Source organism: Bifidobacterium sp. LH_558 (genome assembly GCF_056356295.1).
On record NZ_JBKETZ010000003.1, the window covers coordinates 15,932 to 40,380 of the forward strand.

Genomic DNA, 24,449 nt, shown 5'->3' on the forward strand with positions numbered 1-24,449 from the left:
TAGTCCAAGGCTTTGAAAATTACCGTATTCTCTATAAAAAACACCGTATTGGCGATAAACTAGCGCGCGGATTTGGCCGTAAGGCGCGCGATTTTCGCCAATTCGTCCACGTCGAGCGAGGCGCCGCCGATTAGGAAGCCGTCCACGTCGGGCTCGCCGATGAGCTGGGCGGCGTTGCCGGAGGTGACCGATCCGCCGTAGAGGATGCGCACGGCGTTGCCGACCTTCGCTCCGAACGAGCTGGTCATGTCGTCGCGGATGGCTTTGGCCGCCTCCTGCGCGGATTGCGGGGTCGCCACCATGCCGGTGCCGATCGCCCAGACGGGCTCGTAGGCGATGATGAGTTTGGCCGCCTCTTCGTCGCTCAAATCGCGGGTCACGTCGCGCACCTGGCTGACGGCGAAATCGAGTTCGATGCCTTGGCGGCGCTCCTCGAAGCTTTCGCCGACGCACAGGATCGGAATCATATCCGCGGCGAGCACGGCCCTGACCTGGTCGACGATATTCGCATCGTCCTCGGGATGGTATTTGCGGCGTTCGGAATGCCCGACGATCACATAGGAGCATCCCAGCCGCGTAAGCATATCGGCGGAGACGTCGCCGGTGAACGCGCCCTGCGTGGTCACCGAAACGGATTGCGCGCCGTAGGTGATATTGAGTTTTTCGGATTCGACCAGCACCTGCACGCTGCGTAGGGCGGTGAAGGCGGGGAACAGCGCCACTTCGCAACGCTTGTATTCGAACCGGGCGTCACGCAGCAGCCACGCGAGCTTCTGCACGAAGTACGTGGCTTCGAGATGGTCGAAATTCATTTTCCAATTGCCGGCCACCAGTGGGATGCGCGTGGACGCCATGGGTTCCTCCTTAAGATGCGGATGTTGTTCCGCACAAGTGAAAATGTCATCCGCGAACGGCGCGGGAACCAATCCGTTCCACGCCGTTCGCGGATGACATCATCGAATCGTTCAGGCAAGCACCGTCAGACCGGGCAGTTCCTTGCCCTCGAGGAACTCGAGGGAGGCGCCGCCACCGGTGGAGATGTGCGAGAAGCCATCCTCCGGGAAGCCGAGGTTGCGCACGGCGGAGGCAGAATCGCCGCCACCGACGATGGTGAACGCGCCGGCAGCGGTCGCGTCGACCAGGCCCTGGGCCACGGCGCGGGTGCCGTCGGCGAACTCGGCGATCTCGAACACGCCCATCGGGCCGTTCCACACGACGGTCTTGGAGTCGACGATCTTGTCGTGGAACAGCTTCTGGGAGTCGGGGCCGATGTCAAGACCCATCTTGTCGGCCGGGATGGCGTCAGCGGCCACGACCTCGGGGGCGACCGGGGTCTCGCCGGCCGGGAAGCCGGGGTTGACGACGATGTCGGTCGGGAGCACCAGCTCGACGCCGTTGGCCTCGGCGGTGGCGATGTAGCCCTTGACCTTGTCGATCTGGTCCTCTTCGAGCAGGGAGGTGCCGACCTCGAGACCCTTGGCCTTGAGGAAGGTGAACACCATGCCGCCGCCGATGACCAGACGGTCGGCCTTGTCGAGCAGGTTCTCGATCACGCCGAGCTTGTCGGAGACCTTGGAGCCACCGAGCACCACGGTGAGCGGACGCTCCGGGCTCACGGTGGCCTTGGACAGGGCGGTGACTTCCTTCTCGACCAGCAGGCCGGCGGCGGCCGGCAGATCGGCGGCCACATCGAAGTTGGAGCCCTGGGCGCGGTGGACCACGCCGAAGCCGTCGGAGACGAAGGCGTCGCCGAGGGCGGCGATCTTCTTGGCGTAGGCGGAACGCTCGGCGGCGTCCTTGCTGGTCTCCTCGGGGTTGTAACGCACGTTCTGCAGCAGCACCACATCGCCGTCGTTCATCGCGGCGACCTTGGCCTGGGCATCCTCGCCGTAGGTGTCGGCGGCCAGCGGAACCTCGATGCCGAGCAGCTCGCCGAGGCGGGCGGCCACGGGCGCCAGGCTCAGCTCGGGGACGGCCTGTCCCTTCGGACGGCCGAGGTGGGCCATCAGGATGACCTTCGCACCCTCGTCGCGCAGCGCCGTGATGGTGGGCAGGGCGGCCTTGATGCGGCCGTCGTCGGTGATGGTGGTGCCGTCCAGCGGGACGTTGAAATCCGCACGCACCAGCACGCGCTTGCCCTTGAGATCTCCAAGATCCTTGAGTGTCTTCATGAATATCCTTTCCTTGACCGCGATACGCGGGAAAGTGGCCGATTTTGCCACTTCACAGCATACAACACCTTCTGCCTTTTCACCGTGCGCGCTGGCGGGCATGTTCGCTCCCCGGGCAATGAAAAACCCGGTCGGGATGCCGACCGGGTTCACGGATGGAGCGGATGGGCGTTCAGCCCTTCATCGCACGCGACTTTTCGGTTTTCTCCGCGAGCTGCAGAAGGCGGCGGATACGGCCGGCGATGGCGTCCTTGGTGATCTGGGGGTCGGCGAGCTTGCCGAGCTCCTCAAGGCTCTTGTCCACATGTTCGATGCGCAGCTGGCCGGCCTGGCGCAGATTGTCGGGAATGTTGTCGCCGAGCACCTCGAAGGCGTGCTGCACCTTCTCGCTGGCCTCGGCCGCGGCCTTGGCGCTGCGACGCATATTCGCATCGTCGAAGTTGGCGAGCCTGTTGGCCTTGCCGCGCGCCTCGCCGTCGGAACGCTTGCCGGTCCACTCACGGGCCGAACGCGGGGCGCCCATCAGCTTGAGCATGCGTTCGATGGCGTCGGGATCCTTCAGCGTGACGCGCTCGGAGCTGCGCAGCTGGCGGTGCTTGGCCGAGATGCCGAGACGGCGCGCGGCGCCGCACAAGGCCATGGCGGCCTCCTCGGTCGGGCAGACGATTTCCATATAGCTGGCCTTGCCCGGGTCGGACAGCGAGCCGCGGGTCAGGAACGCGCCGCGCCAAGCCGCCTTGATCTGGGCGATGCTGCCGTTGACGATATCGGCGGGCAGTCCGTGCACGGGCTGCTTGCGGCGGTCCAGCAGACCGGTCTGCAAAGCCAGCGCGGCCACACCGCGGGTGACGAGCACCACGTACTGCTCGATGACGCCGTTGGGGGTCTGTCGGGTGATGTGGTTGACGTCCGCCTCATGGCCGTACACCGCCCTGATGGTGTCGCGCAGCCATTGCGCGGCGTCAGGGGAGGTGAAGGACGCTTGGATCACGTAGGTGTTCTGCACCGGGCGGAGGCCACCGCCGAAGCGGATCATGGCCGCAGCCTGCGCTTTGATGGCTGCCGGCGAATCGCCCTCCAGAGCGGTCAATTCGCTTTTCACGTCATCCAGAAGTGCCAAGGGGCACACCTCCTATGTTCCCGTTATTCCCAATGTTCCGTGCGGTCCCATTGGGTTTGCCGACGAAGTCACCGGCTTTCTGTGATACCTAACCTAGTGGACAACTTACCGCCTCTTATGGCCTTTTTGGAAACATTCTGTTCGCGATATGGTCATTGAGGCGGCGTGCGCCGTCACATATGATGCTTTGCCGACTCCCGCGCGGAAACCGTGACCGACAGACCTCGAGTGCGCAGTCTGCGCGCCAGTTCCTCGCTCATCGCGACCGAACGGTGCTGCCCTCCCGTGCAGCCGATGGCGATGGTGACGAAATGCTTGTCCTCCTGGGCGTAGCCTTCCAACGCCGTGGCGATGGCCTGTTCGTAGGAGTCAAGGAAGGCAGTGGCCCCGGGGCTGGACAGCACGTAGTCGCTCACGGGTTTGTCCATGCCGGTCAGCTCGCGCAGATTCGGCACCCAGAACGGATTCGGCAGGAAGCGCACATCCGCCACGAAATCGGCGTCGGTGGGGGTTCCGTATTTGAAACCGAAACTGAAGATGTGCACGCTCACCGTGGATGGTCCCGACCCGAGCATCGCCTCGTAGAGTTTGGTGGACAGCTGGTGGATGCTCAACAGCGAGGTGTCGATCATCATGTCGGCGCGCTCCTTGAGGTTGGCGAGCAACTCGCGTTCCTCTGCGATGCCGTCGATCAGACGGTTGCCCTGCTGGAGCGGATGCGGACGGCGTACCGACTCGTAGCGTTTAATCAGCACCTCGTCGCTGGCGTCAAGAAAGAGGATGCGCGTTTTGACGCCCAGATCGTCCAAATGGCTGAACACCTCGGCCAGATCGTCGAAATAGGCGCGCGAACGCACGTCGATCACCGCGGCGAGTTTGTGCACGCCGCCGTCATGCGTGCCCGAGGTGGTCATCATATCGACCAGCGGGATCAGCAGTTTGGGCGGCATATTGTCGACCACGTACCAGCCCATGTCCTCGATGCTGTCCGCGGCGCGCGAGCGTCCGGCGCCGCTCATGCCGGTGATGAGCAGCACCTCGAACTCGTTGGCGGGCTCCGGCGTGGAGTCTTGCGCGGCAACGTTCCGAATCGTCATAATGCCTCCTCAAGGGCCTGTCTCATGGCGATCTCCAACTGGTCGTCGTCCGTGGTGATGTCCTGCAATCGTTCGTCGGCGTCGCTGGGCGGATCCCCGTCCCAGATACCGGTCATCAGCAGCACTTGGATCAGCGCCTGGTACAGCAGCATCTCCTCGCCGCCGATGGCGACTCCCCCGCGTTCGCGCCATGCGGTCATGAGTTTGGTCGGACGCGGGTCGTAGACCACATCGAGCAGACGCGAGGCGGACTGCGTCGCGGCATGCGATTGAGTCAGCGCTTCGGCCAGCGGGTCAGCGGCATGGCCGGGAATGGTGTTGACGACGACATCCGCCTGGGCGAGCGCATGCAACACCGCTTCGGTGTCGGCCATGGCGATGGCGCGCAGAGCGTTGCCATGGCGCAGGAATTTCTCGGCCAGCGGACGCAGAGACGGGTTTTTGTCCGGATTGCGGGCGATGACGGTGATTCGGCCGATTTCGGGCATCATCGTGCACGCGGCCACCGCGGAGGACGCGGTGTTGCCGTTGCCGATCACCACCGCATGGCCCTGCCCGGTGCTTGCGGAGACGATGCCGTGCGCGCGCGAGGCGTGGTCGAAGGCGAGTTGGATACCGACCACATCGGTGTTGTACAGCTTGACTTTCGGGGTGCCATGAGGCGCGTCTGCGGGGGTCTCGCTCCAGTCGAACACCGCGGTGTTGGCCACGCCGAGTTCGCGCGCCCACAGATTGGAGGGCGTGCCATACGGTTGGATGGTCTGCTTCAGCGGCATCGTCAGACTGAGTCCGTGCCATGTCGGGTCGAGCGTGGCGAGGAAACCGTCGAGATCGCTCTCCCCCACCTCGTGCTTGGTGTATTCCCAATCGTCGAGTCCGAGCGCGCGGTAGGCGGCGTTGTGCAGCACCGGCGACAGCGAATGCGCGATCGGCTTGCCCAGCACGGCGCAACGATGGTTGGTCGTCGTCATAACCCCTCCTGTCATCACTCCCCCTATGCTACCGCCAACCGGTCGACGCTGGGAAACAATGTGGTAAACAACGTGGTATTCGCAGGAACCGTACAACGCTTTAACCACCGGCTTCGGCGCGATGGCGCAATAATGCGGTTTTCGCGACGCCCGCCGGGCCGGGTGGTTAAATCGTTGTTGCTCACTGGTCGTGAAGCGCGTCGTAGATGGTCCGCGCCTTCTTCTCGCCGATGCCGGGCACCTCGGTGAGCTGCTCGACGCTCGCCTCACGCATGGTCCGAACGGACCCGAAATGCTTGAGCAGGTTTTTCTGATGCTTCTCTCCGATGCCGGGAATCTCGTCGAGCGCGCTGCGCAACGCGCCTTTGCGGCGCGCCTGACGATGGTAGGTGATGGCGAAACGGTGCGATTCGTCGCGCACGCGCTGCAATAAATACATGCCTTGCGACTGGCGTTTGAGAATGATCGGATACTCGTCGTCCGGCACCCACACCTCCTCGAGACGCTTGGCCAAACCGCACAGCGCCACATCCGTGACGCCGCAATCCTCCAGAGCCTTGGCCGCGGCCTGCACCTGCGGATAGCCGCCGTCGACGACCACCAGATTCGGCTTGTAGGCGAAGCGGTGACGTTCGGTGTTCTGCTGGACCACAGCCTCGCCCGTGATCGGCTCAGCTTGCCGTTCCGCCTCCATGCTTTCGCCGGAATCTCCGGCGATATTGCCGTGGCGGAATCGTCGGGTCAGCGTCTCGTACAGGGCGCTCAGATCGTCCAACGCGCCCCGCCCGTCGTTGCCGCGGATCGCGAAACGACGGTATTCGGACTTTTTCGGCATCGCATCCTCGAACACCACCATCGAGGCCACCTGGAACGCGCCGCCCACCGTATTGGAGATGTCGTAGCATTCGATGCGCAGCGGCGCTTCGGTCAATCCCAAGGCCTTGGCCACATCGTTCATGGCCTGCGTGCGCGCGCCCATATCCGATATGCGGCTCATCTTGCTGCGCTGCAACGCCTGCTTGGCGTTCTCGCCCGCGCGGTCCATCAGGGCGCGCTTGTCACCGCGTTCGGCCACGCGGATCGTCACCGCGCCCCCGCGCAATCCCGTCAGCCATTGTTCGAGCTCCTCGCGCCGGGCGGGTTCCACGGGCACGATCACCTCACGGGGCACGGGCGCGATGGGTGCCAGCAGATCGTCCCGGCCCGTCTGTTCTTGTCGGGCGTTGCGTGTTCTGGTGGCCTGCGCACGGTCCTTCGCGTCCATGGCGGTGAGCTGCTGCGTGACCCCGAGCGCGTCGCGACTGGTGGCGATAACCGTGGACGAGGCGGAATCGTCCGCGTCCGGCATGCCGTCCGTGGAGGGCGGCTGGGCAAGATCGGCGGCGGTACCGGTGGCCTCCGCATACACCTGCAGGATGAGATCGGCCATCAGCTCGGCGTCAGCGACATCCTCCACACGCTCCACGCTCCAATTGCGTTCGCCGCGGATCGTGCCGGACCGCACGAAAAACGCGTGCACGGACGCTTCCAACTCGTCGGAATCCATACCGAACACGTCGGCGTCCACCTGACTATCGAGCACCACCGCATTCTGCTCCACCACGGTTTGCAGCATCTGGATCTCATCGCGGATGCGCGCCGCCTTCTCGAACTCCAATTCGGCGCTGGCGGCCTTCATATCGCGGGTGAGCTGCGCGATATACGACTTGCCGAGCCGACCGGTCATCACGCCGACCAGACGTTCGCACTGGCGGCGGTGCTCCTGCGGCGCGATACGCCCCACGCAAGGCGCCGAGCATTTGCCGATCGAGGCGAGCAGACACGGACGGCCCGTCAGCTGCGCCTTATGGAACACATTCGTCGAACAGGTGCGCACAGGGAAGGTCTTCAGCAGCTTATCCAACCCGTGCCGTAGATCCCATACCTTCGCATACGGTCCGAAATACCGGGTGTCGCGGCGTTTGCGGCTGCGCGTCACCCACACGCGCGGAATCTCCTCGCCCACGCTGACCGCCAGATACGGGTAGGTCTTGTCGTCTCGGAACTGCACGTTGAACCGCGGATCGAACTCCTTGATCCACGTGTACTCCAAGGTGAGCGACTCCAATTCGGTGCCGACCACCGTCCATTCGAGAGAGCGGGCGGTGAGCACCATGGTCTGCGTGCGGGGATGCAGCAGATACAGGGGCTGGAAATAGTTCGACAGGCGATTGCGCAGATTCTTCGCCTTGCCCACGTAGATCACACGGCCCTCGCCGTCACGCCACTTGTAGACGCCCGGTTTGGCGGGAATATCAGAGGTTTTCGGGCGGAACAGATCGCGGGTGTCCCCCAACAATGGCGCGCCGTTCGCGTTCACTTCGGCCTGAGGATCGCCGCCTGTGAGGCCGTGGTCGGATTCGTCCCGGAATTCCGACGTCTCGCTGGCCTCCGCCGCGTCGCTATGCAATGCCTGGGCCGTCTTTCTCCACGTTTCGGGACCATGTCGTTCAATCATTCCGGAATCCATGAAGCCTATGCTAGCGCCTGCCATGCGCGCCTTGAGATGGCGGATGGCCGACCGCGGCGAATCCCGCCTCGACGAGCGGTCTCGATGACCGGCCTTGTTGACCGGTCTTGCGGCCGTCGGAGAGATGCTAGAGTATGCATGTTCCACATCATGACGTCGCAAACGCAAAGGAGCCGTATATGAGCGCGATCGATACCACATGCGTGCAGGGAGGCTATCAGCCGGGCAACGGAGAATCCCGCACTCCCCCGATCATCCAGGCCACGACCTTCAAATACACGTCCAGCGAACAGATGAGCCGCCTGTTCGACCTGTCTGAATCCGGCTATTTCTACACGCGCCTGCAGAACCCTACCAACGACACCATCGCCGCGAAGATCTGCGAACTCGAAGGCGGAGCGGCCGCGATGCTCACCAGCTCCGGCCAGGCCGCGAACTTCTTCGCCCTGTTCAACATCTGCAACAACGGCGACCACATCGTCGCCTCCTCCGCGATCTACGGCGGCACCTTCAACCTCATCAACGTGACCATGCGCAAAATGGGCATCGACTGCACCTTCGTCAGCCCCGACTGCACGCCGGAAGAGCTTGAGGCCGCGTTCCAGCCGAACACCAAGGCCGTGTTCGGCGAATCGATCGCCAACCCCGCGCTTATCGTGCTCGACTTCGAAAAGTTCGCCGACGCCGCCCACCGCCACGGCGTGCCGTTCATCGTCGACAACACCTTCCCCACGCCGATCAACTGCCGTCCGTTCGAGTTCGGCGTCGACATCGTCACCCACGCCACCACCAAGTACATGGATGGCCACGGATCCTGCGTGGGCGGCGCGATCGTCGACTCCGGCAACTTCGACTGGATGGCCCACGCCGACAAGTTCCCGGGACTCACCACCCCCGACGACTCCTACCACGGCGTGACCTACGCGAAGGACTTCGGCCCGGCCGCCTACATCACCAAGGCCACCGCCCAACTCATGCGCGACTTCGGCTCCACGCCCGCGCCCGTCAACTCGTGGATTATGGGCATGCATTTGGAATCGCTCGCCCTGCGTATGGCCCGCCATTGCGAGAACGCGCAGAAAGTGGCGGAATTCCTCGCCGCCGACCCGCGCGTCAGCTGGGTGAACTTCCCCGGCCTGCCCGGCGACAAGTACCACGCGCTCGCCGAGAAGTACATGCCGAACGGCACCTGCGGCGTCATCTCCTTCGGTGTGCCCGGCGGCCGCGAGAAGGTCTCCGCCTTCCTCGACGGACTGAAGATGGTGTCGATCGCCACGCATGTGGCCGACGCGCGCAGCTGCACCCTCTACCCGGCGGGCACCACGCATCGCCAGCTGAGCGAGGAGCAGCTTGAGGAGGCCGGCGTCGGCATCGACCTCGTGCGACTGAGCTGCGGCATCGAAAACGCCGACGACATCATCGCCGACCTCGACCAGGCCCTCTCCGCCATCCAGTAGCGGAGCTTGGCGTTCTGAGACGAACAAATAATCGCATATAACGAAAAGGCCTCATCCAGCGGGTGAGGCCTTCTTCGTTATGCTTGCGAATACGTCAGCCGAGCATGGGCTTGAGGAAGCGGCCGGTCCAGGATTCGGGGCAGTCGGCGACCTGTTCGGGCGTGCCTTCGGTGACGATGGTGCCGCCGCCGTCGCCTCCCTCGGGGCCGAGGTCGATCAGCCAGTCGGCGGTTTTGATCACGTCGAGGTTGTGCTCGATCACGATCACCGTATTGCCCTTGTCGGTCAGTCCGTCCAACACTTTCAGGAGTTTCCGCACATCCTCGAAATGCAGGCCGGTGGTCGGCTCGTCGAGGATGTACACGGTTTTGCCGTCGGAACGCTTCTGCAATTCGGTGGCGAGCTTGACGCGCTGCGATTCGCCGCCCGAAAGCGTCGGCGCGGGCTGTCCGAGCCGGATATATCCGAGTCCGACGTCCACCAACGTGTCCAGATACCGTGCGATCGACGGATACGCCTTGAAGAATCCCGCCGCCTCCTCGATGGGCATATCGAGGATGTCGGAGACGGATTTGCCGTTATAGGTGACCTCCAGCGTCTCGCGGTTGTATCGCTTGCCGTGGCAGGTCTCGCACTCCACATACACGTCCGGCAGGAAGTTCATCTCGATTTTCAGCGTGCCGTCGCCATGGCAGGCCTCGCAACGGCCGCCCTTGACGTTGAAGCTGAAACGGCCCGGCCCGTAGCCGCGCACCTGCGCTTCGGGCGTTTTGGCGAACAGCGTGCGGATCTTGTCCCACACGCCCGTGTAGGTGGCGGGATTGGAGCGCGGCGTGCGACCAATCGGATTCTGGTCCACATGGATCACCTTGCGCACCTGGTCGACGCCTTCGACGCGCGTGTGCTTGCCCGGCACGATGCGCGCGCCGTTGAGCTTGTCCGCCAACACCGGATACAGGATCGAATTCACCAACGTGGATTTGCCCGAGCCCGAGACTCCGGTGACCACGGTCATCACGCCGAGCGGGAAGCTCACGGTAAGATCCTTCAGATTGTTCTCACGCGCCCCCACCACTTTCAGCGTCTTGGTTTTGCGCACTTTGCGGCGGTGTTCGGGCACGGCGATCTCGCGACGGCCGGCGACGTAGTCGCCGGTGATCGAACGTGTCGACTCAATCAGATGCGCGGCCGGGCCGGAGTAGATGACCTCGCCGCCGTGCTCGCCTGCGCCGGGGCCGATATCCACCAGCCAGTCGGCCTCCTTGATGGTCTCCTCGTCGTGTTCGACGACGATCAGCGTGTTGCCGAGGTCGCGCAGGTGGTGCAGTGTTTCGATCAACCGTTCGTTATCGCGCTGGTGCAGACCGATGGATGGCTCGTCGAGCACGTACATCACACCGACCAAACCGGAGCCAATCTGCGTGGCCAAGCGGATGCGCTGCGCCTCGCCGCCCGACAATGTGGCGGCCGCGCGCGACAGGGTCAGATAGTCGAGGCCGACGTCGTTGAGGAAGCCCAAACGCGCCTTGATTTCCTTCAGCACCTCCCCCGCGATCTGCGCGGCCGCGCCCTCAAGCTTGAGTCCGTTCACCCATTCCAGCTCGCGCACCACAGGCATGTCGCACACGTCGAAAATCGACTTGCCATTCACTGTGACGGCCAACACCTCGGGTTTCAGCCTTCGGCCTTGGCATTCCTGGCATGGCACCTCGCGCATATACGACTCGTAGTATTGCTTCATCGCGTCGGAATCGGTTTCGTCGTGCCGGCGCATCAGTGTGCGCACCACGCCCTCGAATCCGGTGGAATACTCACGAAGACGACCCCAACGGTTGCGGTAGGAGACCTTCACTTTGAAATCGCGGCCGTACAGCACCGCCTGCCGCGCCTCCTCGGGCAGATCCTTCCACGGCGTGTGTGTGGAGAAGCCCATCTCGTCGGCGAGGCCTTCAAGCACGTGACTGTAGTACTGCGAGGTGGTTTTCGTGCTCGACCAGGGTTCGATCACGCCATCGGCCAATGATTTCTCCGGATCGGCGATGATGAGCTCCGGGTCGATCTCCAGTTTGAAGCCCAGACCGGTGCATACCGGGCATGCGCCGTAGGGTGCGTTGAAGGAGAAGGTGCGCGGCTCGATCTCGTCGAGTTCCAGCTGGTGCCCGTTCGGGCAACTGCGATGTTCGGAGAACGGCTGGCGGCGTTCGGGCGAATCCTCCGCCTCGTCCACGAAGTCGGCGACGATCACGCCGTTGGCCAAGCGCAGCGCAGTCTCCACCGAATCGGTCAGACGCTGGCGGATGCCGTCCTTGACGACCAGTCGGTCGACCACCACTTCGATGGTATGCTTCTTCTGCTTGGCGAGCTCGATCTCGTCGGACAGCTGGCGCATCTCGCCGTCGATAAGCGCGCGGGCGTAACCATCGGAACGCAGCAGGTCGAGCAGCTCCACGAACTCGCCCTTACGTCCCTTGGCCACCGGCGCGAGAATCTGGAACCGCGTGCGTTCCGGCCTGCCGAGCAGGGTGTCGACGATCTGCTGCGGGGTCTGCGCGGTGACCAACTCGCCGCATTCGGGGCAATGCGGCACGCCCGTGCGGGCGAACAGCAGACGTAGATAGTCGTACACCTCGGTGATGGTGCCGACGGTCGAACGAGGATTGCGATTCGTGGTCTTCTGGTCGATGGAGACGGCCGGCGACAGGCCTTCGATGAAGTCCACATCCGGCTTGTCCATCTGGCCGAGGAACTGGCGGGCGTACGCGGACAGCGATTCGACGTAGCGGCGCTGGCCCTCGGCGAACAAGGTGTCGAAGGCCAGCGAGGATTTGCCTGAGCCGGACAGGCCGGTGAACACGACCATGCGGTTGCGCGGCACCGCGAGGTCCACATTCTTGAGATTGTGCTCGCGGGCGCCCTGGATCACGACTTTGAGATCGTTGGGGATATGCGAGATGTCGGCGACCAGCGAGCGCCCGTCGTTTCTTTCGGTCAGGGGCGCTTTGGCGAGCTCCTTGGCGAGGAACGAGTCGCTGTCGAGCACGCGTTCCGCCGTCGCCGCCAAATCCGTGTTGTTGATGGTTCGAGTATCGCCGCTCGCACCCGTGTGCGTTGTCGCCTGAGCTGCCACGTCATCCTCCGCTCGTCAAATAACCGACTTACAGGATACCTCACACCATCCCATCAATCGAACACCTGTTCGAGCGTGTTGTCGGGTGTGCTTCTCGTTTGGGTACTATGGGACGCATTGCGTCGCTCGTTCAAGGAGGCTGGCATGCGACTTCGCTGCGTGCAGAACATCGAGACCGACCATGCCGAGGGAGAGCGACTGTACGTCATGTTCCATGGGTATGGCAACGACGAGCGCGAGATGATCCGCATCCTTGACGCGATCTACGCCGACTCGAATCGCACGCCCAGCTACCTTTCGTTCCGCGCCACCTATCCAAGGCCGTATATGGGCGGCAACTACTGGTATCCGGACGGGTGCGGTGTGGCGGAACGGAGAAAGGAATGCTCCCTTGTGGGCGATGCGGTCATCTCCATGCTCGACTCGCCCTTGTATCGCGGCATGCGCAAAACCCTCGTCGGATTCTCGCAAGGTGGACACCTCTCCTACCGTCTCACGGTGGAGCATCCGGATGTGTTCGATGAGGCCATTCTGCTCAGTCCGTCGTTCAAAGGCGAAGAGTCGACGGCATTGGATGCGCCGCGCACACGATACGTGCTGGCCTACGGTGGACTTGACCGCACAATACCCATTGAGGATCAGCAAGCGGCGCGTGAGAAACTCTCCGCCACCCACGGTTTCGTAGACCTGAACTACCCCGATATGGGCCACGCCATATGCGATCAGGAAATCGCCGACCTACGCAAGCTGTTGGGTGCCTCCGCCGCGGCAAGATCGTGATGCTCACTCGCCCAGCCTGTTCGCTATGATGGACGGTTGGACTTTTCACGCGAACCACGAATGACGAGAAAGCGGTTATCAGCATGGCTATCGAGGCACAGGGCCTGGAGATTCAGATCGGCGCTCGTACGCTGTTGAACCCGACGGACTTCCACGTCTCCAAAGGCGACAAAATCGGTCTGGTCGGACGCAACGGCGCAGGCAAAACAACCCTGACCCGAGTCATCACCGGCGATATGCTGCCCACCGCCGGCAAGGTGCGCATCTCCGGCAAGCTCGGCTATCTGCCGCAGGACACGCATGCCGCCGACCCCGAGCAAACCGCGCTCGACCGCATGATGAGCGCGCGCGACATCGCCTCCATCATCAACCGCATCCGCAAGGCCGAAAAAGAAATGACCGACCCGGATCCGGACGTGATGACCCGCGCCATGAACCGCTACGACACGGCCATGCAGGACTTCGACAAAGCCGGCGGATACGCGGCCCAATCCGAAGCGACCGCCATGGCCGCCTCGCTGGGCCTGCCCCAAGACGTCATGTCCCAGCCGCTCGGCACGCTCTCCGGCGGCCAGCGCCGACGCATCGAACTGGCGCGCATCCTCTTCTCCGACGCGGACACCCTTATCCTCGACGAGCCCACCAACCATTTGGACGCCGACTCCATCGAATGGCTGCGCGGATACCTCAAGAAATACGAGGGCGGATTCCTTGTCATCTCCCACTCCACCGAACTGCTTGACGAAGTGGTGAACAAAGTGTGGCATCTCGACGCGCAGCGCGGCATGATCGACATGTATTCGCTCGGCTGGAAGGCGTACCTGCACCAGCGTGTCGTCGACGAGGAGCGCCGCCGCCGCGAGCGCGAGGTCGCCGAGAAGAAGGCCGAACGTCTGATGAAGCAGGGCATCCGCCTGCACGCGAAGGCCACCAAAGCCGTGGCCGCGCAGAACATGATGCGGCGTGCCGAAAAGCTGCTGAGCGAAACCTCGGAGGCGCAGAAGGCCGAGAAAGTGGCCGACATCCGCTTCCCCGAACCCGCGCCCTGCGGCCGCACGCCCATCATGGCGAAGGACATCTCCAAAGCGTACGGATCCAACATCGTGTTCGCCGGCGTGAACCTCGCCATCGACAAGGGCTCGCGCGTGGTGATCCTCGGATACAACGGCGCGGGCAAAACCACCACACTGCGGTTGCTCGCCCATCTGGAGGATCCCGACACCGGGTCCGTCGACTACGGGCATGGCTGCAAAATCGGTTATTTCGCGCAGGAGCACGACACGCTCGACATGGACGCGACCGTATTGGAGAACCTCACCCACGTGGCGCCCGAACTTGACGATACGCACGCGCGTTCCATCCTCGGCTCGTTCCTCTTCTCGGGCGACGATGCGATGAAACCCGCGAACGTGCTTTCCGGCGGCGAGAAGACGCGACTCGCGCTGGCCACGCTGGTCACCTCGCGCGCGAACGTGCTGCTGCTCGACGAGCCGACTAACAACCTCGATCCCGCCTCGCGCGAGGAGATTCTGAAGGCCATCGCCAAATACGAGGGCGCGATCGTGCTCGTCACCCACGACGAGGGCGCGGTGCAGGCTTTGAATCCCGAGCGTGTGCTGCTTATGCCTGACGGGGATGAGGATCTGTGGAACGATTCTTATCTGGAACTCGTCGCCGAGGAGTAGACGGGATTGTCTGGGATTCCTCGACTTCGCTCGGAATGACGATGTGCGGGAATGCTCGGGATGACGATGTGTAGGGCGCTCGGAATGACGACGTGTGCCCGGCGCACGGGCCGACTTGCGGCAAGCGTCCGTGCGACCCTTTGAGAGGTTTCAAACGAACATGAAATGGCGACATTCCTTGGAATGCCGCCATTTTGGTATGCGAGGCGATGTGACTTTCATGTGAGGAAAGGTCGCACGGCACTCACTGTGTTTGGGCTTCGTGCGAAGTCGTCCCTGAATAAATAAAGAACGTCGGCGGTTCGCTGCCGTAACAGTCGCCCGGCTTGGTCTCCAACGGCAGCGCTCCCCTGCGCTCCAGCCCGCGATGCTCATAGAACGTGTAATCGCAGGTCGTGTCCGTGTACAGGAAGTACTCGTCGATGCCGTTCGCGGCGAAATACTCCATCACAGCGCCGAACATCCGCTTGCCCAAGCCATGACCCCGCGCGGCCGGTGCCAGCACGAACAGCACCACCTCCGCATCGAACGGTCCGGCGTCGCGCAACAGTTGGTTGTCCACGCGGGCGATGCGCATGAACTCGTCAAGACCGCGACGCCCGGCCTCATCGGCCAGCAGCGTCAGTGCGGAGCGAGCCATACGCGCGGTATGGCGCAATTCGCTGGCTTTCGAGGTGTGCGCGGCGATACTGGCGAGAATGAAACCCACGATCTCGCCATCCAATTCCGCCACCCTCGCGAAGGTGGCACGCGCCAGACAATGCTCCACATCGACATGCGACAGCGCGTTCCCGACTTCAGGCGTGTATTCCGCATACCACATGTCGGTGGTGAGCTGTTCGATTTGCGACAGATCGCTGCGGCGCATGGCACGAATAATAGGTGTCGATTCAGTCATACCCTCCATCCTGACGGGCGGCTTCGACCTTTGCCCGCGAACCTCGGTTTTCCCCTGATTTTCCCCTGAAAATCCCCGTAGCGACCACTGAACTCGCGTACGGAGAACTCCGCGGCTTGTCACAATGGCCATATCAAGGCTTGGCGGAACGATTCGAAGGAGAAGCGGCATGGCGGCGGTAACCGCGCGCTGGGCAGATTGGGCGAGCGCGCATCGTTTGGGATATTGGGCGGGGCATGCGTTGGCGTTCGAAGTCCTGTATCGGCTGGCGGTGACGTTGGTGCTCACGCCGCCGTGCAATCTGATCGTCAACTGGTACGCCGACGCGAGTCTCGTCTCCCCGATGATGGACGATCTCGGCATCCTGCAGGCGTTTCTGACGATTCCGGGCATCATGCTGCTCGGTGCTCTCGCGGCGATCGCGTTGGTCGCCGGCGTGTTCGAAATCACGGTGATGCTCACCTTCGCGCGATGCCTGATGGAAAACTCCCGCCGCGACGCACCCTTCGTGTATCGCTATTCGCTTGCGCGGCTGGGAAACCTGCGCCACCCCTCGTCACTGCTTGCCCTGCCGTACTATGTGTTCCTCATCCCGCTCATCCATATCGGCTATTCATCATCGCTGCTACCCACTTTGGAGATTCCGCGGTACACCATCGACGAAATCGCCGCGACACTGCCCGGACGGATCGCAGGCGTGACGGCCGTATGTGCGGCGGCGCTCGCATATGTCGCTCTGATATTCGCGCCGGTATTGATGTCGTGTGAGGAGACCAGCTTCGCCAAAGCCTGCCGCGACAGTGTGGGGCGATGGAGGGCGTTGTCTATGGGAGGACGGCTACGAATCATCGGAGCATTGCTCGCCATTACGCTGGGAGAGATGGCCTCACGTCTGGTGTGGGCGACGCCATCGGTGAGTGTGCGGGATTTTAACGTGTATCTGCTGCGGTACGTGGCCAGGTCGTCGTATTTTCGCGAACAACTGGCGGCCACCACCATACGGTGGCTGGTGGCCTCGGCGATGGCGTTCGCATTCGGATGTCTGCTGGTATCCATGATTCGGCATACGTCTGCCGGCGTTGCGCTGTGGAGTGAAAATGCAGCCGATGCCATATCGTCTCCGCACTGGTTCAGGGGATGGGCAATTATGGCGGATTCCGGAACAGCCCATGTAGGCAGGAGCAAACGGTGGCGCGTCATCATCTCAATAATTGCGATTGCCTCGTTAACGGTTCCCGTCGTGGTGTATCTGCAGCAGGAGCCGCTGGCGCACGAGCCGCTGGCCATCGCCCACCGTGGGGATTCCTCGGCTCCGGAGAACTCCTTGGCCGGCATCCAAGCCGCGGGAGCGCGTGGCGCGGACTATGTCGAAATCGACGTGCGGCTCACCAGTGACGGGCATGTCGTGGTCCTGCATGACAAGACGACCCGACGCTTGGCGAAAGACGGCGAGAGTCTCGCCGTCGCCGAACATATGCTGCAACAATTGCAGGCGGTGCGCCTCACCTCGCGCGGCGAGGATTTCCACATGCCGACGCTCGACCAGGCCATCATCACAGCGCAGAACATGACCGACGGTCCGGGACTGCTGATCGAACTGAAAACCGCCGGCGGGCAGGACCAAGCCGAACGATTGGCTGACGCGGTGATCGAGACGGTCGAACGGCACCGTTTCACGGACCGCGCGATGTTCATGTCGACGAATGTGAACGCCGTGGATCGGCTGCAGCAGCAACGGCCGCGCTGGTGGGTGGGATACTGCGTCTTCGGAGCGTTGGGTAACCTCAACTGGCAGATGGATGTGGACTTCGTGGCGTTGAAGGAAAGCCAACTCAATACGATGTTCCTCGAAAACGCGCGCGATCTGCATATTCCGGTCTACGTGTGGACGGTGAACGATGCCGACACCATGCGTCACGACCTGCGTCTGGGAGTCAGCGGCGTCATCGCGGACCATGCGTCCATAATCCGCACCGTCATCGACGAAAGCCGAGAAACCGACGGCAGTCCCCGCAATCAGTCCTCCGACATAAACGACGATGAAACATTATGGTGGCTTTACGACGAAATCGTCCCCCACCCTCGTTCTTCTGAGGAGACCAACTCAAGGTAACAGCCGCCGAACGACGAGGTGCGCCTATAGTTAGTAAATGAAAGACAACGGGCATGCCGAATCACGGTGGTCTGTCATTTCAGATTGGCGAAGAGCTCCGGCTCGTATCTGTGCATATCGTCCACAAGATAGTGCGCATCAAGCTGTTCGATGCCGTACCTTCCTTCGGCGATGTCCGTGCAGAGTCTGCTGGAGAAATACAGGTTCATGGATTGCGCAGGAGATAAGCCGTAGGCATCGGATATCAGCCCTATGATGTCGGCTTCAAGATGCTCTTTACGCAGGGCTTCCAACTCTTTCATAGTTTGTTCTGTGACGATCATGGCTTTACCTCATAGGTTTCAAGATATCGCAGGGAGTCCAAAGCGTGCTGAGTCAAAAAACAGTATTGGTCATTGCGTTCGTAAAATGTGAGCGCCTGCAGCGTGGTTGTCATATCCCACAGTCCTCGCATGTACATGTCGATCGCCGCGTAGACCTTGTCATCGGCGACGCCTCCGACTACGAGGTCGATCGCGGGGTCAGGGAATCCGCCTCTCCGGCAGCCGCACACAAAGTCAACCCAGTCCGCGTCGTTCTCGTCAAAACGCAGCAGATTGAGCGAAGGATTTTCATCAAAGTCGTATACGTTCACCAACGCGCTGCTTGTCGAACGCAAGGAACGACGTAACGCCCATCGCTCCGCTTGGGACTGATAACTGGTGACATAAAAACCTCTGCCGAAGTCCAAGTTATTCCTTGAATGAGCGAGGTCGGGGTTGGCGATGACTAAATCGGAACCATGATAAAGTCTCATACCAGCACCCCGCGGTCACGTACGTAATCGGTCACGTCATTAATGAGATATTCGCTCCCTAAAGTATGCAGCATGTCGTATCCGGGAATAAGATATCCGTCGAGCGCGTCGGCCTTATCCAAGATGCGGTAGGTTTCGGGAACGCTTTTATTCCATCGTTCGGCAAGCCGATACAACATGAATATGGAAAAATCAATCTGTCGATGCTCCAATTCCGTCATAAGACGCCTCCCTACTGATTGGCTTACCATTGTACCTGTTGGCATCACGCATATTGATTTTGTGGGATTCGAAGTTGTTGTAGCGTGTATCACCCGCGCGCCAGTGGCTGAAGATGCTTGGTTGATGGCTATCCATCGGTGTGCAGAACCAACTTCTGACGACAATCTGCGTTACGGGTAGTGCTTATGTCGTCTTGCGGAGATCGATCTGCGTTACGGGTAGTGTCAGTTTAGGGATTCGGCGTCTATAAGCCGCGGAATATCAACGAACATACAAGCCGGTACGACATACGGGCACTACCCGTAACGCAGATCGATCTCCGCAAAGTCCCAAATCCACTACCCGTAACGCAGATTGCTTGATTGGAAAGCCGAGGAAACTCTTAGAGCACTCGTTTCATATCATCTTTGATGGCATCGTAGAAGCGGCGGCCCGAAGGAGAATGTTCGGCGTTAAACAGCAGTGTGCGCAACGAGAGCAGTGAGACCTTCTTGCCTAGCTCACGTTCCAAACTGTCTTTTAGGGAAAGGACAGTGCCGGCCGTGGCTTTTTTCCCGGGATAGAGGCGATAGATGAGATCCACGTCGGAATCGGTGCCGTTGCTTCCCCGCGAAACCGAACCGTAGACGTACATCTCTCCGACGTCATATGCGCGCGCGACGGGCTCTGCGGCCTTGCGCACGTCATCAACGGTCAGAACATCACTCATAGACCCAATCATACCGTTTGCGGCAAGGTAAGTCCGTTTGTTGTCGCTGGAGTCGAGGAATCGCCTTCAATGAGATTCCTCGACTCCGCTACGCTGCGCTCAGAATGACAGAAAAGAAGCGGCACTGCGTTCAGAATGACGGAAAGGAATGGCGCTGCGCTCGGGATGACGAAGCGCTACTCCTTGGTGGCGGCGTCCACGCAACTCAGCGCGTTGAGGGTACGCGGATAGCCGACGTAGGGCATGATCTGCGAAATGACGGCGATCATGAACTCCTTGGAGTTGCCCACGTGGATATTGCCCCGCACATGGCTGGTGAGCTGCGGTTCGCAGCCACCCTGCGCGGCGAGGAAACACGCGGTGATCATCTCGCGCTCGCGGTCGTCGAGCCCGCCGCGCGTGTAGTAGTCGCCGAAACAGTTGTCGACGAGCCACTGGCGGATATGCATCGTCTCGGCCGGCTCGGTATGCGCGAAGCCGCGCATATGCTCGCCGAACAGTCGAATCTGCGCCGTCTCGCCGGCCGACTCACGGGTGTCGGGTGTGACCGTGCCCTGCGGCTCCAACGGGGTCGCGATGCCGCGCTCATGCAGCGCCTCGTTCGCGGCCTTGAGGAAGGGCAGCGCGCGGCCGAATCCCAGATATGCGGTGCCTTGGTAGACGATCTCCTTGAGCTGCACCGGCGTAAGTCCGGCGTCCAGTCCGACCGGAACCATCATCGCGAACGCGTCCACGCCCTGGCAGCCCATCAGCGCGGCCAGAATCGCCATCGAACGGCGGGCGTCGGTCAGATCGGGATGGTTCGCGCCTGCCGCTTCGACCACCTCGCCATAGGCGAAGTTCGAGAACAGTTCGATGAATTCGGGATCGCTCTGCTCCAGCGTCTGCCGTCCGTCGGAAAAGAATCCGCTGTTCTTCTTACCAAACATCATCAGACCTCGCTCACGCGCAGGAGGGACTTGATGGTGCGGCGCTCGTCCATGGCGGCGTAGGCCTCCTGGATCTGGTCGAGCGTGAACTCGGCGGTGAACACGCGGCCGGGGTGGATCTCGCCCTTGAGCACCATGTCAAGCAGATGGTCGACTTCGGTATCGTAGGTGCGCACCGGCGCCGGGCCGCCGCGCAGGCCCACATTGCGGTAGAACAGGCCGGGGATGTCCGCTTCGACGTCGTGCGGCAAGCCCACGCGGCCGACGATCGCGCCGGCACGGGCCACCTTCATCGCGGTGTCGTTCGACTGGGCGGAGCCGACGCATTCGAGCACCGCGTCCGCGCCGTAGTCTCCGGTCATCTCCATCACCTTGGCCACGGCCTCGTCGCCGCGTTCGGCCACGATGTCGGTCGCGCCGAACTCGCGTGCCAAAGCCTGACGGTCGGCGTGGCGGCTCATCGCGATGATGCGCTTGGCACCGCGGATCTTCGCGCTCAGCACGCCGCACAGGCCCACCGCGCCGTCGCCGAACACCACGGCAGTGTCGCCCGGCTTGACTTCGGCCGAGGCGGCCGCATGATAGCCGGTCGGCATCACATCGGACAAGGCCAGCAGATCGGCCAGCAACTCATCGGAGAACGACTTCGCGTCGCCCGGCACCACCACCAGCGTGCCGTTGGCGTGTGGCACGCGCAGTGTTTCGGCCTGGCAACCCAAGCCCTCGGCGGAACCGAAATAGCCGCCGTGCGGGCAGCTCGACTCGAATCCAGCCTTGCACACCGGGCACACACCGCAGGAGAACGGGAACGGCACGACCACGAAATCGCCCGGCTTGGCGACGGTCACGTCGGCACCCACCGATTCGACCACGCCAATCGCCTCATGGCCGGTCTGCGTGTCCGCATCGCGGCCGTCGCGGAAGAACCACAGGTCCGAACCGCACACACAGGCGCGCACCACGCGGATGATCGCATCGTCGGCGTCCACAATCGCCGGCGCGGGACGCTCCTCGCACGCCATCTGCTTGATGCCCTTGTAAATCGCTGCCTTCATAGAATCGCTCCTTGGCTGGCGCTTCCCTCCGGACAGAGCCGCCGTGGGTGGGCGCGAGCCGGACAGGAAACGCATCATTGATACACATCACACTGTATGGAGCTCATATTTCGGATTCAAATGTTCAATATGCGGGTTCAGCCATGCGCGTAAGGCATGGCGAGGTATCCGTCGCGCCCGTCAGAAGGTGTTCAGCCAACCAGCAGGTATGCGAGTAGAGTGGGCTGGGTCAGCATCGCGCAACGAAGGGAGTCCGCCATGGACACCGCACAAGACGCCGAACGTCGCCACCACCTCCTGCATGCGGCCTATGACGCCGCAGCCGTGCGCGCGATGGAGCGCCCGCTGCTCGACGACAACGTGCCGCTGATGCGCATGGCCGCCTCGGCCGCGGCGCAGGTGGCCGCCCGTATGCTGGACGATGCCGGCATCGATTTGGACCATGCCCGCGTCGTGCTGCTCGCCGGCGCGGGAGACAACGGCGGGGACGGACTGTTCGCGGCCGCCGCGCTGGCCGAGGAAGGCGCGAAGGTGACCGTCGTCGCCGTGGGGCGCGCGCTGCATGACCAAGGATTCGCCGCCCTCGTGCGCGCAGGCGGCAAAGTGCTGGTGCTCGACCCGGCCGCCGACATTCCCGGCTGCTCCGCCGGCTTCTCCGCAGGCGAGGCTGGGGAACGACTGCAGGCCGCCGTCGAACTGTCCCAGCGCGCTCATTTGATTATCGACGCGATGACCGGCATCGGACTGGTCGGCCCGCTGCGCGGCATCCCCGCCACCATCGCCGCCTCGCTCGGCATGAGCGGTCACAGCGAGGATCCCTCCACCCTGCTTCCCTACCGCGCGGACGCGCCCAACCGCGAACCGTCCGGCGATCTGCCGATGGTGCTCGCGGTCGACACACCCTCCGGCGTGGGCGTGGACGACGGCTCGCTGCCCGGCGCGTATATTCCGGCCGACGTGACGGTGATGTTCGGCGCGATGAAACCCTGCGCCGTGCTGCCTCCGGCCACATTCGCCTGCGGAAGGCTCGAACTGGTCGATTTCGGCTTCGACTTGGACGCCCAAGAGCCCTCCGTCGCGGCGGTGCGCGGCGATCAGGCCGGCGAGGCCATCCGCCTGCCGCATGCGATGGATTCCAAATACTCGCGCGGCGTGGTCGGGCTGATCACCGGCTCGGCGCGTTATCCCGGTGCCGCCGTGCTCACCGCGCGCGCCGCTGCCCGCGCGAACACCGGCATGGTACGCTATCTCGGCCCCGAACGGGCCCAGAACATGGTGCTTGCGGCCCTTCCCGAGGCCGTGCTCGGCAAAGGGCATGTGCAGGCGTGGGTGGTGGGTTCCGGCGTGCCCGAAGCCGCCGCACTCAGGGACGGCGAAACCGACGCACAACGCGAAACCATCGCGCGCCTGCTGGCCCATTACGAGCTCGCCGTGGACGCCACCGACGACGATCCCGCCTACGACATGCCACCGATTGTGGTGGACGCCGGCGCGCTGGATCTGCTGCCCGGCCAGGTGCCGCCGCAGGTGGTCGTCACACCGCATGCGGCGGAATTGGCCAAACTCGTCAACCGACTGCGCGAGGACGCGCCGCAAGTGGATGAAGAGGCGGACGGCACCGCGTTGGATCCCGCTGCGTTGGATTCCGCAGGATTGGATTCAGCAAGGCATGACGAGCCCGTATCGACGGTCGATGTGCTGGCCGAACCGTTGCGATACGCGCAGCTCGCGCACGACATGACCGGCGCGACCGTGCTGCTCAAAGGCGCGGTCACCATCGTCGTCGGCGAATCGGATATGGTGCTGGCTTCGGGCAGCGCGCCCGCCTGGCTGGGCACCGCCGGCGCGGGCGATGTGTTGGCCGGCGTGCTGGGCGCGTTGCTAGCGCAATACGATGAGGACGCGGACGGTGTGGACGCGGACGAATACGCCGACGACATGGCCTCCATCGTCGCCGCCGGTGCCTATCTGCACGGGCTGGCGGCCGGCATCGCCTCGGAATCCGAACAGCGCGGCTGGCAGGAACCGGACGTGTTCGGCATGACGCGCGAGCATCGCTTCAACGCGGTCGGGCACCCGATCGTCGCCTCCGATGTGATCCGCGCCATCCCCGACGCGATCGCGGACCTGCTCGCCTAGCCGCGCGGACCGGGGCGGACGGTATCATGGCCCGCATGATTACCGATGTGATTTTCGATTTCTGCGGCGTGCTGTTCGACTGGCAGTGCCGCGCCTGCTTGGAGAAGGCCGGCTACCCGGCCGATTTGGTCGACCATATCTGCGCGGACGATGATCCGTGCGGCTTCTACGCCTACGAGGACCGTATGGACGCGGGCGAGGACTTCGCCGATATTCTGCCGGATGTGCGCCGCGAGCAGGGCGATGAGATCGCCGAGGTGTTCCGCTACTACATCGAACACTACGGCGACTCGCTCCCCCGCATGCTGCCGGGCATGGAACAGCTGCTGCGCGATCTCAAAGCGGCCGGCTACGGCGTGTGGGGCCTGACCAACTGGTCGCATGAGACCTTCCATATCGCCTTCGAGAAGTATCCGCAGGTCGAGGAGCTGCTGGGCGGCACCGTCGTCTCCGGCGTGGAGAAGATGCACAAGCCCAACGCCGACATCTACGAACTGGCGTTGAGCCGGTTTGGCCTCACGGCCGAGCAGTGCGTGTTCTTCGACGACACGGCGAAGAACATCACCGGCGCCAACGCCGTCGGACTGCACGGCCTGCGCTTCACCGACGCCGAACGGGCCCGCGCCGACCTCGCCTCGCTCGGCGTCTCCTTGTGACCTATGGTTGAGGGC

General features: G+C 62.8%; 20 protein-coding genes. 6 read left to right on the plus strand and 14 right to left on the minus strand.

From position 1 onward, the window contains the following. Window positions 1–59: 59 nt before the first annotated feature. From tpiA to uvrC, 6 genes are all read right to left on the minus strand, one after another. Complete coding sequence (gene tpiA, locus AC1AV0_RS04925) at window positions 60–854, minus strand: triose-phosphate isomerase (protein ID WP_476571690.1); 795 nt, start codon at window positions 852–854, stop codon at window positions 60–62. A 111-nt stretch (window positions 855–965) separates the two neighbouring features. After that, a complete protein-coding gene (locus tag AC1AV0_RS04930; RefSeq protein ID WP_476571692.1) occupies window positions 966–2,171 on the minus strand; it encodes a phosphoglycerate kinase in 1,206 nt (401 codons plus the stop codon). 172 nt (window positions 2,172–2,343) lie between these two features. Beyond that, window positions 2,344–3,291 (minus strand): DNA-binding protein WhiA, encoded by a 948-nt coding sequence (gene whiA, locus AC1AV0_RS04935; RefSeq protein ID WP_476571694.1) that lies wholly within the window; start codon window positions 3,289–3,291, stop codon window positions 2,344–2,346. A 173-nt stretch (window positions 3,292–3,464) separates the two neighbouring features. Next, on the minus strand, window positions 3,465–4,388 hold the full coding sequence (gene rapZ / locus AC1AV0_RS04940; RefSeq protein ID WP_476571696.1) for an RNase adapter RapZ: 924 nt from the start codon (window positions 4,386–4,388) through the stop codon (window positions 3,465–3,467). Further along, the gene (locus AC1AV0_RS04945; RefSeq protein ID WP_476571698.1) at window positions 4,385–5,359 is read right to left on the minus strand and encodes a shikimate dehydrogenase family protein; all 975 of its coding nucleotides are present in this window, start codon (window positions 5,357–5,359) and stop codon (window positions 4,385–4,387) included. The genes rapZ and AC1AV0_RS04945 overlap by 4 nt, the downstream gene beginning before the upstream one ends. A gap of 181 nt (window positions 5,360–5,540) precedes the next feature. Then, entirely contained in the window at window positions 5,541–7,856 is a 2,316-nt protein-coding gene (uvrC, locus tag AC1AV0_RS04950; RefSeq protein WP_476571700.1) for an excinuclease ABC subunit UvrC, read from the minus strand. Between the two features lie 191 nt (window positions 7,857–8,047). Between uvrC and AC1AV0_RS04955 the strand changes: the two genes are divergently transcribed. Then, the gene (locus AC1AV0_RS04955; protein WP_476571702.1) at window positions 8,048–9,325 is read left to right on the plus strand and encodes an O-acetylhomoserine aminocarboxypropyltransferase/cysteine synthase family protein; all 1,278 of its coding nucleotides are present in this window, start codon (window positions 8,048–8,050) and stop codon (window positions 9,323–9,325) included. A 94-nt stretch (window positions 9,326–9,419) separates the two neighbouring features. On the opposite strand, the gene uvrA is transcribed toward AC1AV0_RS04955, so the two are convergent. After that, entirely contained in the window at window positions 9,420–12,401 is a 2,982-nt protein-coding gene (gene uvrA, locus AC1AV0_RS04960; RefSeq protein WP_476572213.1) for an excinuclease ABC subunit UvrA, read from the minus strand. A 195-nt stretch (window positions 12,402–12,596) separates the two neighbouring features. Here uvrA and AC1AV0_RS04965 point away from each other — a divergent pair, with 195 nt between their 5' ends. Continuing rightward, window positions 12,597–13,232 (plus strand): alpha/beta hydrolase, encoded by a 636-nt coding sequence (locus tag AC1AV0_RS04965; RefSeq protein WP_476571704.1) that lies wholly within the window; start codon window positions 12,597–12,599, stop codon window positions 13,230–13,232. 83 nt (window positions 13,233–13,315) lie between these two features. Continuing rightward, window positions 13,316–14,917 carry an ABC-F family ATP-binding cassette domain-containing protein gene (locus AC1AV0_RS04970; RefSeq protein WP_476571706.1) on the plus strand — a complete coding sequence of 534 codons (1,602 nt, stop codon included), beginning with the start codon at window positions 13,316–13,318 and terminating at the stop codon, window positions 14,915–14,917. A gap of 244 nt (window positions 14,918–15,161) precedes the next feature. Here the strand turns inward: AC1AV0_RS04970 and AC1AV0_RS04975 are convergent, their stop codons facing one another. Next, window positions 15,162–15,815 carry a GNAT family N-acetyltransferase gene (locus tag AC1AV0_RS04975; RefSeq protein ID WP_476571708.1) on the minus strand — a complete coding sequence of 218 codons (654 nt, stop codon included), beginning with the start codon at window positions 15,813–15,815 and terminating at the stop codon, window positions 15,162–15,164. A 169-nt stretch (window positions 15,816–15,984) separates the two neighbouring features. On the opposite strand from AC1AV0_RS04975, the gene AC1AV0_RS04980 reads away from it, so the two are divergent. Further along, window positions 15,985–17,928: a glycerophosphodiester phosphodiesterase family protein gene (locus AC1AV0_RS04980; RefSeq protein ID WP_476571710.1), complete on the plus strand. Its 1,944-nt coding sequence runs from the start codon at window positions 15,985–15,987 to the stop codon at window positions 17,926–17,928. A 74-nt stretch (window positions 17,929–18,002) separates the two neighbouring features. On the opposite strand, the gene AC1AV0_RS04985 is transcribed toward AC1AV0_RS04980, so the two are convergent. The 6 genes from AC1AV0_RS04985 to AC1AV0_RS05010 form a co-directional block, all read right to left on the minus strand. Then, entirely contained in the window at window positions 18,003–18,251 is a 249-nt protein-coding gene (locus tag AC1AV0_RS04985) for a hypothetical protein (protein ID WP_476571712.1), read from the minus strand. Further along, window positions 18,248–18,724 carry a DUF3990 domain-containing protein gene (locus AC1AV0_RS04990; protein ID WP_476571714.1) on the minus strand — a complete coding sequence of 159 codons (477 nt, stop codon included), beginning with the start codon at window positions 18,722–18,724 and terminating at the stop codon, window positions 18,248–18,250. The genes AC1AV0_RS04985 and AC1AV0_RS04990 overlap by 4 nt, the downstream gene beginning before the upstream one ends. After that, on the minus strand, window positions 18,721–18,945 hold the full coding sequence (locus AC1AV0_RS04995; RefSeq protein ID WP_476571716.1) for a DUF3791 domain-containing protein: 225 nt from the start codon (window positions 18,943–18,945) through the stop codon (window positions 18,721–18,723). The genes AC1AV0_RS04990 and AC1AV0_RS04995 overlap by 4 nt, the downstream gene beginning before the upstream one ends. Window positions 18,946–19,328: 383 nt before the next feature. Continuing rightward, window positions 19,329–19,655 (minus strand): nucleotidyltransferase family protein, encoded by a 327-nt coding sequence (locus AC1AV0_RS05000; protein ID WP_476571718.1) that lies wholly within the window; start codon window positions 19,653–19,655, stop codon window positions 19,329–19,331. Window positions 19,656–19,831: 176 nt separating this feature from the next. After that, window positions 19,832–20,584: a carboxymuconolactone decarboxylase family protein gene (locus AC1AV0_RS05005; RefSeq protein WP_476572215.1), complete on the minus strand. Its 753-nt coding sequence runs from the start codon at window positions 20,582–20,584 to the stop codon at window positions 19,832–19,834. A gap of 2 nt (window positions 20,585–20,586) precedes the next feature. Next, entirely contained in the window at window positions 20,587–21,639 is a 1,053-nt protein-coding gene (locus AC1AV0_RS05010; RefSeq protein WP_476571720.1) for a zinc-dependent alcohol dehydrogenase family protein, read from the minus strand. A gap of 258 nt (window positions 21,640–21,897) precedes the next feature. Between AC1AV0_RS05010 and AC1AV0_RS05015 the strand changes: the two genes are divergently transcribed. After that, on the plus strand, window positions 21,898–23,778 hold the full coding sequence (locus AC1AV0_RS05015; protein WP_476571722.1) for a bifunctional ADP-dependent NAD(P)H-hydrate dehydratase/NAD(P)H-hydrate epimerase: 1,881 nt from the start codon (window positions 21,898–21,900) through the stop codon (window positions 23,776–23,778). A 26-nt stretch (window positions 23,779–23,804) separates the two neighbouring features. Continuing rightward, window positions 23,805–24,434 (plus strand): HAD family hydrolase, encoded by a 630-nt coding sequence (locus tag AC1AV0_RS05020; RefSeq protein WP_476571724.1) that lies wholly within the window; start codon window positions 23,805–23,807, stop codon window positions 24,432–24,434. Window positions 24,435–24,449 lie beyond the last annotated feature (15 nt).

Coding starts and splice junctions, on each gene's coding strand:
- tpiA (WP_476571690.1), bottom strand. CDS start 854: ATGGCGTCCACGCGCATCCCACTGGTGGCCGGCAATTGGAAAATGAAT.
- AC1AV0_RS04930 (WP_476571692.1), bottom strand. CDS start 2,171: ATGAAGACACTCAAGGATCTTGGAGATCTCAAGGGCAAGCGCGTGCTG.
- rapZ (WP_476571696.1), bottom strand. CDS start 4,388: ATGACGATTCGGAACGTTGCCGCGCAAGACTCCACGCCGGAGCCCGCC.
- AC1AV0_RS04945 (WP_476571698.1), bottom strand. CDS start 5,359: ATGACGACGACCAACCATCGTTGCGCCGTGCTGGGCAAGCCGATCGCG.
- uvrC (WP_476571700.1), bottom strand. CDS start 7,856: ATGATTGAACGACATGGTCCCGAAACGTGGAGAAAGACGGCCCAGGCA.
- AC1AV0_RS04955 (WP_476571702.1), top strand. CDS start 8,048: ATGAGCGCGATCGATACCACATGCGTGCAGGGAGGCTATCAGCCGGGC.
- AC1AV0_RS04965 (WP_476571704.1), top strand. CDS start 12,597: ATGCGACTTCGCTGCGTGCAGAACATCGAGACCGACCATGCCGAGGGA.
- AC1AV0_RS04970 (WP_476571706.1), top strand. CDS start 13,316: ATGGCTATCGAGGCACAGGGCCTGGAGATTCAGATCGGCGCTCGTACG.
- AC1AV0_RS04975 (WP_476571708.1), bottom strand. CDS start 15,815: ATGACTGAATCGACACCTATTATTCGTGCCATGCGCCGCAGCGATCTG.
- AC1AV0_RS04980 (WP_476571710.1), top strand. CDS start 15,985: ATGGCGGCGGTAACCGCGCGCTGGGCAGATTGGGCGAGCGCGCATCGT.
- AC1AV0_RS04985 (WP_476571712.1), bottom strand. CDS start 18,251: ATGATCGTCACAGAACAAACTATGAAAGAGTTGGAAGCCCTGCGTAAA.
- AC1AV0_RS04990 (WP_476571714.1), bottom strand. CDS start 18,724: ATGAGACTTTATCATGGTTCCGATTTAGTCATCGCCAACCCCGACCTC.
- AC1AV0_RS04995 (WP_476571716.1), bottom strand. CDS start 18,945: ATGACGGAATTGGAGCATCGACAGATTGATTTTTCCATATTCATGTTG.
- AC1AV0_RS05000 (WP_476571718.1), bottom strand. CDS start 19,655: ATGAGTGATGTTCTGACCGTTGATGACGTGCGCAAGGCCGCAGAGCCC.
- AC1AV0_RS05005 (WP_476572215.1), bottom strand. CDS start 20,584: ATGTTTGGTAAGAAGAACAGCGGATTCTTTTCCGACGGACGGCAGACG.
- AC1AV0_RS05010 (WP_476571720.1), bottom strand. CDS start 21,639: ATGAAGGCAGCGATTTACAAGGGCATCAAGCAGATGGCGTGCGAGGAG.
- AC1AV0_RS05015 (WP_476571722.1), top strand. CDS start 21,898: ATGGACACCGCACAAGACGCCGAACGTCGCCACCACCTCCTGCATGCG.
- AC1AV0_RS05020 (WP_476571724.1), top strand. CDS start 23,805: ATGGCCCGCATGATTACCGATGTGATTTTCGATTTCTGCGGCGTGCTG.